The 11,718-nt window shown below is 44.9% G+C and carries 7 protein-coding genes; 3 read left to right on the forward strand and 4 right to left on the reverse strand.

The annotated features are described in order from the left end of the window. Positions 1-484: 484 nt before the first annotated feature. From tnpC to tnpA, 3 genes are read right to left on the reverse strand one after another with little or no spacing between them, the layout of a single operon-like run. Positions 485-2,065 carry an IS66 family transposase gene (tnpC, locus tag L1N97_RS14405; RefSeq protein ID WP_236130269.1) on the reverse strand — a complete coding sequence of 527 codons (1,581 nt, stop codon included), beginning with the start codon at positions 2,063-2,065 and terminating at the stop codon, positions 485-487. Further along, the gene (gene tnpB / locus L1N97_RS14410) at positions 2,037-2,513 is read right to left on the reverse strand and encodes an IS66 family insertion sequence element accessory protein TnpB (protein ID WP_236130270.1); all 477 of its coding nucleotides are present in this window, start codon (positions 2,511-2,513) and stop codon (positions 2,037-2,039) included. Before tnpB ends, tnpC begins: the two co-directional genes overlap by 29 nt. 2 nt (positions 2,514-2,515) lie before the next feature. Beyond that, the gene (gene tnpA / locus L1N97_RS14415; RefSeq protein ID WP_236130271.1) at positions 2,516-2,800 is read right to left on the reverse strand and encodes an IS66 family insertion sequence element accessory protein TnpA; all 285 of its coding nucleotides are present in this window, start codon (positions 2,798-2,800) and stop codon (positions 2,516-2,518) included. A 483-nt stretch (positions 2,801-3,283) separates the two neighbouring features. On the opposite strand from tnpA, the gene ltrA reads away from it, so the two are divergent. Further along, positions 3,284-4,708 (forward strand): group II intron reverse transcriptase/maturase, encoded by a 1,425-nt coding sequence (gene ltrA, locus L1N97_RS14420; RefSeq protein ID WP_236130272.1) that lies wholly within the window; start codon positions 3,284-3,286, stop codon positions 4,706-4,708. 342 nt (positions 4,709-5,050) lie between these two features. Here ltrA and L1N97_RS14425 read toward each other — a convergent pair whose 3' ends face one another. Then, complete coding sequence (locus L1N97_RS14425; protein WP_236130273.1) at positions 5,051-6,280, reverse strand: tyrosine-type recombinase/integrase; 1,230 nt, start codon at positions 6,278-6,280, stop codon at positions 5,051-5,053. Between the two features lie 368 nt (positions 6,281-6,648). Between L1N97_RS14425 and L1N97_RS14430 the strand changes: the two genes are divergently transcribed. Beyond that, complete coding sequence (locus L1N97_RS14430) at positions 6,649-8,247, forward strand: AAA family ATPase (protein WP_236130274.1); 1,599 nt, start codon at positions 6,649-6,651, stop codon at positions 8,245-8,247. A 5-nt stretch (positions 8,248-8,252) separates the two neighbouring features. Next, positions 8,253-11,714: an AAA domain-containing protein gene (locus tag L1N97_RS14435; protein WP_236130275.1), complete on the forward strand. Its 3,462-nt coding sequence runs from the start codon at positions 8,253-8,255 to the stop codon at positions 11,712-11,714. Positions 11,715-11,718 lie beyond the last annotated feature (4 nt).

Below are 11,718 nucleotides of genomic sequence, written 5' to 3' on the forward strand. Positions count from 1 at the left end.
TCACTCCTGATCGGTAAGCTCTGCTTGCATGGCTAAAGCTTGCTCTAGCTGTTCAGTGCAATGCCACCTTTGCAGACTCATCATAGATAGTTAGTTAGCATGCACTTAAAGCGAAATCAAAAATGTATGCAAAAAATAAACTTAGCGGCTATTAAAATAATGCCCCCAAAAATTGCTGTGCACTGCAGAAGGCAAAGCTCTGTTTGCTATGGCAATCAATCAGTTGCTGTAGCAGCCTAAGCCGCTTTTGCTCGGCAGTGGAATGCAGTGTAACTAGCGAATATGGGATTGTGACGCTCAAAATTTTTAATCTTTAATACCTAGCGACATTTTCGGTCATATTTAATCTAGAACGGTACGAGCAGGGGTTCTTGATTGTTTAGTATGAAACTTTATTCCTCTCATACAATAAATCATTAATGAAAATCACTACCTGATAGATGGTAAGCGTAACAACAACCACACCTTGCGGTGTGGCTGCTGATCAATAAGGCAGGAGTTGTTGCAGTCGCTCGTGGGTATTGGCTTTGGGTAGCTCTTTCAGCAAGCAGCATAAGTAATCATACGGTTCCAGACCATTGATTTTGGCCGTTTCGACTAGGCTATATATTGCAGCACTGGCTTCTGCGCCCGTTTCAGTATTGGCAAACAACCACGCCTTGCGTCCAATCACGAACGGTTTGACGGCGCGCTCAGCACGGTTGTTGTCGATATTAAGTCTACCATCATCCAGATAGCGGATTAGTTTGGGCCACTGATTCAGGTTATACGTGATAGCGACTCCCAGTAAACTTTCTTTCGTGACACTCTCGCTTGATTTATCCAGCCAGCTTTTGAATTGCTCTAACAGTGGCTTGGCTAGCGTTTGCCTGGCTTCATACTTCTTATCAGGCGGTACGGTTTTTAATTTACTCTCCAGTGCATAGAGTTTCTGGATGTGGTTAAGGGCCACATCCGCTTTACCCGTTTTGCCTTTGCCCTGTGCTTTTTGGGCTTCAACGAACTTGCGTCTGGCATGCGCCCAGCAACCGACTAAGGTTGCGTGAGTTTTCTCATATCCGGCATAACCTTCTACCTGCAGATAACCGTTAAAGCCGGATAAGAAGTCACAGGGATGTTTGCTGCTGCGGCTATCCTGATAATCAAACAGCACCAGTTTGGGGCCGGTACTTTTTTCTAAGCCACAGCCATACACCCACATGTAGCAGGTGCTTTTCTCAACATCCAGCACATTGACCGTGGTTTCATCTGCCCACAGCACCGGCTGTTTAAGCAGCTCAGCTTTCATTAACGCCAGTAGTGGTTTAAGTTTTTCTGCGCAGCTTATCAGCCAGCGGCTCATCGTTTGACGACTAAGCTCAATACCCGCCTGATTAAACAACTGCTCCTGACGGTATAACGGCAAGCCATAGTGCATTTTGCTGCTGATGATTTGGGCAAGCAGACTTGGAGTGGCCATGCTCTTAGGGATAACCGCAGCTGGCACATCAGCAATCTTAATGTCGACCTTAGTGCCGTTGGTCTCACACTGCCGGCAGCTGTATTTCAGCCGGACATTTCTAAGCACCCGGATTTGCGCCGGTACGAACTCGATTTGCTCACTGACTTCTTCACCCATTTGATGCAGCGCATGGCCGCAGCAGGCACAGGTTTTATCGTTAATATCATGGATAACATCAACGCGGGGGAGTTCTGGAGCAATGCGCGGTCGGCGTGGCTTAGCGGCTTTCTCAGCGCTCTCGGTCGTCTGAGTGTCTGGCTCTGTCGCTACGGACTTGTCTTCAATAAGCTGTTCGGCCTCATTTAAGACTTCGCCTTCACCTTCGTAGGTCTCGCTGCTGGGGCTAAATTTCTGGTACTGCGTCAGATTGTAACGCTCCAGCAATTGCTGCAGCTTATCCGACAGCTGCTGGTTAACCCGCTCTAGTTTAGCGATGCGTTTGTCTTTTTGCGCCAGTTTTCGCTCAAGCTTTTGCTCATGCTTGGCAAGTAGCGCTGTCTGCTCAAGCAGCATTTTCTTAAGCAGTTCAACGTCATCAGGTAGGGTGTCTGGTATCTTTTTCATGGCCGCTATTGTAACGGCCAATTTGGCTAAGTGCTTGGTAAGATTTAGATTGTTTTGGATGCGATCTACAGGATTTATAGCCGATCGGCATATCAACCCACACTCTGGTAATGCAGTGGCTGGTGCGCGGTGATTTTTTGAATATCGACACCTTGCAACAGCCAATGCCATTGCTGCTCGCTAATAGACAGTATTTTTCCGGGCATCTGCCTTGGCCAGCGAAACGTGTCTTTTCAAGTCGCTTGTACCACAGACAAAATCCAGTGCTATCCCAGTACAGCACTTTTAATCGGGTACGCTGCCGATTGCAGAACACAAACAACGCGCCGCTAAATGGCGAGAGCTGCATCTCTTGCTCGACCAGCAACGATAAGCCATTAATGGATTTGCGAAAATCGACCGACTGTTTGTGCAAATAGACCTTAGGCACATCGAGGAACATTTTCATGGTCAAAGTGCCCTGAGCAAGGCGGCTAACCACAGCGCATCAGTGCCAGGTGGAAACTGCAATTCCATATCACGCTTGCGTAGCAGGATATGCCGGGCCAGTGGCGAGCTTTGTGGTGCTAATTCAATGAAACCGGTGTCATCATTCTGATGAGCCAACAACAGGCGTTTACGGAGATTGAAATAGGTCGGGATAATCCCTTGTCGTTTAGCAAATGCCGTTTGAGTGAGGCCACTTTGGGCTTGCTCGGCGAATAAGGCCAGCCATTGTTCTTTAGTGCGTTTCATGATCATTACCCTAATAATTAACAGTGGCAGACAGGGTAATGTTGATCAGTTAGGATAGGAATGTGTGGTTGGCGTTACGCTTAGTTCGCCAGGCAAAGCTGGCGACAAATAGGAGGTGAAAGTCCACCCTGGGTAAGATCTAACCAGTCGCCCGGTTCTCTAGCTATGCGCGGCAGCGGGTAACTTCTGACGTGAAGTGTTAGCGGAGATGCTTACAGGCCCGGTATTGAGCCGCGTAATACTAATTACAGTGGGCGATGCTGTTAAGCGAAGCAGAAGCCAACAGATCAACAAGCGGTAGGGTGAGCTAGTTGATCCACTGTCGAGGTCGTAGACCCGGAGCATGTAAGTAAATTTGTCGTACGGAACCTGGGAGATCCTTCACACAGCCTGTTTGAGCAGCAGGTCATGTGAATTCAAACCCTCAAGGCAAGATAGACATGGTGAAGGAAGTCGGACAAACCCATAGTACCGGGGAAGTAAGTGAACAAGACTGATGTCGCGGAATTTATGGAGGGAAGGGGTTTGATCAAGGGGAACAGTTTACAGCTCGCCGGTAGCCAATCACTGAATTGGGCCACTACTATGTCTCGGCTGGATACTGTGCGAGTACTCGCAAAGCAGGAAAAGAAACAGCGATTCACAAATCTGTTCCATCACATCACTCCAGAACTATTGATGCAAAGTTTCATGCAACTAAAGCGGAACTCTGCAGCAGGAACAGATGGTGTTCGGTGGTCTGACTATCATGGAAATCTGAAAGATAATATCCATGGACTGTGGAAAAAGGTGCAATTAGGCGCCTACCGTCCTAAAGCCGCGAGGCGGATATTTATCCCTAAAGAAGATGGTAGTCAGCGGCCACTCAGTATCATCTGTCTGGAAGACAAAGTTGTACAACAAGCCGTAGTCCAGGTTCTGAACCAAATCTACGAAACTGACTTCATCGGATTTTCCTATGGTTTCAGACGTGGCAGAGGGCAGCATGATGCCTTGGATGCGCTCAATGTTGGCCTGATGAAATGGAAGGTGAATTGGGTGTTAGATCTGGATATCAGTAAGTTCTTCGATACCGTTGAACATGACTGGCTCGTCCGGTTTATAAAACACCGAGTGGGGGACAAGCGATTACTGCGACTGTTGGTGCAATGGCTTAAAGTGGGTATTTATGATGACACAGGAAAACGACTTCCAGCCACAGTGGGAACTCCCCAAGGCGCTGTGATTTCGCCTTTACTTGCTAACATTTACCTGCATTACAGCTTCGACCTATGGGTTGCGCAGTATCGGAAGAAATTGAAGAGCGACATGGTAGTGGTCAGGTACGCCGATGACAGCGTGTTAGGCTTTCAAAAGCATGCTGACGCAGAATGGTTTCTTCATTTTCTGAAAGAACGTATGGCAAAATTTGGGCTGAAGGTTCATCCAGACAAAACCCGTCTGGTTCGATTTGGCAGATATGCCTTAGCGCAATATGCTGAAAACCCCAGGCGTGGTAAGCCAGGCACATTCGATTTTCTGGGTTTTACCCATTACATTGGACGAAAGAAATCTGGTGAAGTCGTGGTGAAACGCAAAACCAAACGAAGCCGAATGCTGAATCAACTGAAAATACTTAAAGCGGAGCTAAGGAAGCGGCTACATTGGAAACCAAGTGATACGGGGAGGTGGCTGCACCGTGTAGTGTCAGGCCATATCAACTATTACGGGGTGCCATTTAATGGTCGCAGCCTGAGTAGATTTGTCCACCAAGTCAAACGAAGCTGGCTGAAGTTTCTTCGAAGAAGAAGCCAACGCCATAAGATGAGCTGGGATCGTTTTAATGTGTTGATTAAGAAATGGCTGCCAAGTCCACAAATAGTTCATCCTTATCCTGAACAGCGGTTCTTCGCCAAATACCCAAGATAGGAGCCGGATGCGTTAGTAGCGCACGTCCGGATCTATGCGGGGGGTGGCCAGTAATGGCCATTCCTACCGCGACCGTTTATTTTCAAGTTTCACTGATTTAACAACGGTATTAACGCTAAGTAGGGAAGTAGATTACTCATACGAAATCACCTTCACAAAAAGATTTGTGTATGAAATGATATAAGTAAATTTTAAACGAAGATGCTTAAAAACGTTTGATAACGATTGATTGCGACATGTTTAATTTCAATTGTTAATTTGTACTTCCAAGACTGCATGGCTCATTATACTGAGTGTTATGAACGAGCCTTTATGTTTAATTGTTACTAGCAACCAAATTTTTTAATCTTCGTGCAAGTAGATCATTGTGGTACCAACGTCGCTGTGTCCTAACCGTTGCATAGTCGCCTTCAGGTTTTGCCCTGAGTATTTAATAAAATAAGTTGCGTGAGCGTGTCGTAACCAGTGGGCTGATGCTTTTTCCAGATAACTTGCTTCTCGTAATAACTGACCTTTTAAACTGATATTTGATATCGCCTCAGCTGCAGTTAGCTTTGCCCTACAAGCCAAATCGAAAGACTCACGAAGTATTTGATCGATACGACGGCCTGAAATGGCCTTGTTAATATTTTTCGACGGAATAAGCTTCATTGGGTCGTTGTACAATGGAGTAGGTGAGTTGGCCCCAACGGCTAGGCGAAACTCTTTCATAACAGAAATGACCTCTTCAAAAAGCTCTATGCTGCGCGGTTTGTCGCCTTTACCGACAATGTTAAGGAACCATCGGTCATCGCGAATTGTGATATCTGCGTAAGAGTGCTTGGCCGCTTCAGTTAATCTTAACCCCGTTGCCATGAACAGCTGGATTATGTATCGAGCCCTAAGAAAACGAAATACTTCACGCTCAGTAACCGCTTGTTTTTGCGCGTTATATAGGGTGTCTATTGTAAAATCGACTAGCTGATCTGATAGGGTGCGTTCAGTGACCGATTTTTTAGTCACACTGGACTTGTTTCGAGTTCGTGGAGACATCGCTGGATTAGCATTTAGGTGGCCGGCCACCACGAGAAAGGTATACATCGACTCAATGATACGTTTTGCTAGATCTTGGCTAGTTTTACTTAAACCGGTAACCAACTCAGGTTCATCTTGAATATCGATTGACTTTGTAGCTAAAGGCGCATGCACCGTGCGTATCTCAAATGGGCGCCAGCGAGGATTGAGCGTTACGCCGTCTGGTAAATACTTTCGCTCCTTGCCAGAACACCAGTTTGGGGGTGGTGATTGGATAAAATCCAAGTAGGACAACCAATCTGCGCGATTAACCGCTGAAATGGGTTTTTGTTTTTCATGGATCAACCAAAGTGCAAAGCGTTCGATTTCCTTAAGATAGCTAGCGAGCGTATTAGGTTGCTCCTGAAACTGCTGAAGGTATTCGATAATGACATGCCAATCGCCGTCGGATTCGAGCATTGACATCGAATCAGAACGATTAAAACCCGGCTCAAAGGCTGGTGGTTTGCTGATATAAACAGGTTTTTTATCGTGGATTGAGAGTAAAGGTTTAATCATGCCAGGCTAATCCTTAAGAGAATTATGCCAAGTATACAATTTTTATTGCTACACATAATAAGAATAATGAGAAATTATTTAACCCCTTTTTAAGAAGCATGACTTTGGGATAACTCTTCGAGAAAATACAAAACGTTGATTGATTTTTCTCATTTAAAATTATCAGCATGTTAATTATACAATAGTTTTTTGAGGGTAAATCAGATTAGAGGCAGCAAAAAAGCTTTGTCTAATGAAATTTATGAGTTGAGTGAAAGAGCACCACCGATGCATCTAGTATCAACTGAAAATCGAAAAAATGTTCGTCAAACAATTATTAATCCGATAATATTTCATTTAAACATATACTCAGGATGAGTGAACATCTAGTGTCTTTTTTAAATAATTTCCAACTTAATATTCAAGCCTCTGCTGCCCTCGTTCAAATTATTAGCCATGAAACATTAAGAATTCACGCTTATTGTATTGATGTGGCAGAAACCTTGCAGAAAGACCTTCTTATATGGAGCAGCTCATTAGGTCTTAGAAAATATGAATTCGAAACAGGAGATTGGTTAGAGATCGATGACATTGGCCAACCACAAGAAGTGCTTGAATGGCTATTAGACACAAACAATCATGAAGAGGAATTCATCTTACTGTTGGAAGACTTCCATCACTATCTTCATGAGCACACATTAATTAGCCGTTTACGTAGCTTTGCCGTTGGCGTTGCCAGTCAAAAAATAAATGGTATTTGCGTCGTTATATCTCAGCCTGTTGCCTTACTGCCGCCCGAATTAGAAAAAGAAATTCAGGTAATGCATATGCCACTACCTGATTCTGATGATCTGAAAAAGCTTATGGAGCAAGCTCGCCAACGTTACGACATACATGAGCGTGACTTCCAAGAGTCGCCCGCGTTAATTGATGCCGCATTAGGTCTCTCCACCAGCGAAGCACAATTAGCGTTTGCCAAAGCAGCATGTCAGTTCAAACGTCTAACCGACACTGAAATTCCTTTTATCGTCAAAGAAAAAGAACAAGTCATCCGTAAAAATGGACATTTAGAGTATTTCCATCCCAAAGCGACACTTGACGATGTTGGTGGTCTGGACAATCTCAAATCGTGGTTAGAACGTCGGAAGCAATCTTTTGGGGCAAATGCGCGTGAGTTTGGCCTGGAAACGCCAAGAGGCGTATTACTATTAGGTATACCCGGGACCGGTAAAAGCCTTGCGGCAAAAGCCGTTGCAAATGCGTGGCAGCTTCCATTACTCAGGCTCGACATGGGCAAGATTTATGGTGGTATTGTCGGTCAATCTGAAGCAAACATCCGCTCTGCGTTGCAAACAGCGGAAGCCTTAGCTCCCAGCATTCTATGGGTGGACGAAATAGAAAAAGGCTTGTCTGGCATGCAAAGCTCTGGTGCTACAGATGGCGGCACAACCTCAAGGGTGCTTGGTACATTTTTAACCTGGCTGCAAGAAAAAGAAAAACCTGTCTTTGTTGTCGCAACCGCAAATCATATTGCCCAGCTACCACCGGAATTGCTGCGTAAAGGCCGTGTAGACGAAATATTTTTTGTTGATTTACCCACTCATCAAGATCGCAAAGATATCATTGCTATTCATCTTAAGCACCGTCAACGACTAGACGATTTTTTGCCAGAGGAGCTCGATGAATTGGCATCAGTCAGCAAAGGGTTTACCGGTGCTGAGTTGGAGGAAGCGGTTAAAGAAGGAATGTTTTTGGCATTTGATGCAGGGCATCAATTAACAAAAAACGATATTCTCGAGGCTATTCAAGCAACATCACCTCTGTCTCAAACCATGCATGAAATGATCAACGATACACGCGAATGGGCTAAAGGTAGAGCGGTAAGTGCGTCATCTCAACTTCCAGAGCTATTAACAGCACAAACCAAGGCTAAACCTCGCCTCAGACAAGAAGGTGAAAATCCTTTTATAAAAAATAAACAGGGATAGTTGTAATGGAAAACCCCTTTTTTGCGGCGCTCGAAAAGTCTAAAATTCAAACGTCATCGTTAGCGACACAAACCAACAGTGTTTTGATGCCATTCGTTCATTACCTAGAGAATAGCATCAATGCACTGAAAGAAAAGCAAGTAAGTTGCCACTGGCTGCCAGTGGCTAAAGTACGCTATCAACTTAAGCCAGATAAGCGCATTTGGCTGGTATATCCCGAGTCAGAAATAGACATTACAGCAGACCAGGCGGGATGGTTTGAAATTGTTAGCGTTGATGGTAAAGCACCTGACGCAGAGTTTGAACCGGATAAAAAGGCACCTATTTTTTTTGGTAAAGGAAAAAGCTATCGCGAATTTCTAATCTCCCAAGACGAGGTCCGTTTATCACCTGACTATCAATTGTATCTGCCCGATTTGGAACACTACGGTGACGAAATAAACTGGTGTGGTTATAAATTGGAAATACGGTCACTTGCCACCTCGCTGGAAGGTGTGGCTTTTGTATATATAGACGGCCAAAAATGTAAGGTGGCAAGGCGAACTGGCAATTTATTGCTTGTAGCCGGACATGTTAGAGAGAGCAGTAAGTTATCTATTGATGGTCAGGATATCAGCTTTAATTTAACGAAAAGCATCGATGAAAAACAACTTGCGCAGTGGCAGGGGCAGCCAAAAGGAAGCGGATGGTTGTTGTTTTCAAAAGAAAAACCAGTGTTAAGCGGGCAATCCGTTGAAGACGTTACACAAAAACAGCTCGCTGAACTGAGTTGCGAGCATTTTCATTATCGCAAGTATCCTCTTTCTTCTGATAAATGGGTCTTAAGTTACGGCGATAATAAAAATGAAACTGGACATCTTTTTTTGCAGGGCCAGTCGGGAGAGCAATTAGAAAAATCAGGAATTTTTTGTCCAACTTACCAAGCAATAACCTGGTCAGTTGAGCAAAAACTTGTTGAAGAGAAATGGATCCAACTGATAGAGAAAGATCAGAAAGATGACACTGGCAAATCAGATCTAGACTATTTTTTTACCGATGACCAAAACATTACTATTCTCGATCATACCCAGCGCAAAAATGATGGTGGATTTAGGGTATTAAAAGCACGACCGGAAGAACGGCAACTTTTGCTTGCAGCTAATATCCGGGGTAAAAAAAGCTGGAACAGCGTATACCCATCTCAGGACGGTAAATGCGAAATTCATGTCAGTGTCGACACCAGCCAGCTTATACGTCAGAGAGACGCAATTAAAAACCTGATGCACCGTCCCTTGGCCAGCCACTGGCCATTAATACAACTGCTGCAGCAGCGCGAGTTAACATCCTGGCCACATATAGAACCTCTGCCGCAACATGCACTGTCATGGCAAGTTTTGACTGATCCACATTTTGACGGCTGCGATCGCCAGCGCGAATTTGTTGCTAAAGCATTGGCAAGTCCCGATTTCAGTATACTTGATGGCCCTCCAGGAACCGGCAAGACCACAACCATTCTGGAACTAATCATGCAACTGGTTATGCAAGGCAAACGGGTGTTGTTGTCAGCTTCGACTCACGCAGCTATTAACAACGTGCTAGAGCGGATTAAAGAGAATACCAAACTTAACCAACACATTTTCCCGCTCAGAATTGGCGATGAAAGTAACGCCATCGGCGTAGAAGAGTTTCAGTTCGACAATGTGTTTAATGAGTTAAGCCGTGTAGATGGTGGCAGCGCTATAAGCAAACAGCTGATGGTAGATTCATCGAATCTGGTATGTGGCACCACGATCGGCATTCTTAAGTTATTCAGAGAACCCAGTCTTAATTTACAGGCCGGTGAACCACCTTTTGATGTAATGATAATCGACGAATGCAGTAAAACCACGTTCCAAGAATTTATGGTTCCGGCACGCTTTGCCAAACGCTGGGTGCTCGTAGGTGATGTGCGTCAGTTATCACCTTTTACTGACCGTGAACAAATCGTGGCCAACCTGGACAATCTGATGCTAAGCCCGCCCAGAGGAAAACAGCCAGGGCAGACTCTCGCCCCCGAAATACAAGAAGCCTGCTTCTTGTTGGAAGAGCTAAGGGGCAGCAAGGATCAACCCTATACACAACCGCTGTTAGTACCCGTTAGCATGAGCGTCGCAAACGCGTTACAAGCGGAAATTCAGGCCAGACAAAAAATACCGCATTTAGCCAAAGGGCTAAGCAATATTCTTATTATCCAACCCCTAAATACACCCGGAGGTTATGCAAAACAGCTAGCTGACGTATTACACAAACCGCAGTGTCTTTATGAACACCCATTGTGCTTTATTGAAGAAGGTTGCTTAAGTCAGCTAAGCCACTGCATCCCCAGTGACATGTTGGTATTGCATCCTGCATGGCAACGCACTGCGCAAGCGTCAACACACCAAGGAGATGTCAGTAGCGCTAAGACAGCAATAAAACCATTCCGAATCAATAAACGCGATTGCACCGATACAAGTCAACTTCATGCCAAGCTACTGGAAAGATTCAATACCAGCAAATGGTCAGAAGAAATCTGTTGGCGATTAGAGCGGGAATATTGGTTACGTTTATCTAAGGAGCCAAACAAAAAAATAGCCTATGTTGAGGAACCACTGGAGAGATTATTTCCCAAGTCAGTCTCCGCAGATGGCCGTATTCATATACTCAAAAACATCGCTTTCCCATCTATTTTGGAAGCGTTATCAGGCGATGGTTTGGTTAAACTCAAAAATGATATGCCCACCACCCTTAATCAGGGATTTAACAACAAGGAAAAGGTGCAGCGACATACTACCCTGACCTTTCAGCATCGAATGCATCCAGACATCTCCGCCTTTCCACGTGAACAATTTTACCCCAAAGGTGTCCTGACGGATGGCAGTAAAACCACTATTGACCGCGCTTGGGGCTACCCAGGCTACGCACGCCGCAGTATCTGGCAGCACGTATCCGGCACCACCCAAAAAGGTAACAGTAACAAAGAGGAAGTGCAGGTGTTGATCGCTGAATTAAAACGCTTTTGCGATTGGGCCGAGGGTAAAACAAAAAATAAAAAGGCAGAACCCTTCGAGGTTGCAGTTCTCACCTTTTATAAAGGCCAGGAAAAAGCACTACGCGAAGCATTACAAAAACTGCCCAATCATCGAAAGCCAAACACGAATTGCTACGCGCGTTTTAACTACAAGGCGGTGTCAATCAAGCTTGCCACCGTAGACTACTTTCAAGGCCAAGAGGCCGATGTAGTATTGCTGTCAATGGTCAATACCACACGAGATGGTTTTATGGACTCACCAAATCGTTTAAATGTTGCGATTACCCGGGCCCGTTATCAAATAGTGATTATCGGAGACCATCGTTATTTTTCATATTCAAATACAATTGAATTAAAAAATCTCGCTAAAACTTACACCCTGTCAGATCAAAGAAAAGCTGACCAGCAATCTGCTGTGCAAAGCGGTAAAAGGAATTAACACC

The sequence above is a fragment of the Rheinheimera sp. UJ63 genome (genome assembly GCF_021568285.1).
Classification (GTDB): domain Bacteria; phylum Pseudomonadota; class Gammaproteobacteria; order Enterobacterales; family Alteromonadaceae; genus Alishewanella; species Alishewanella maricola.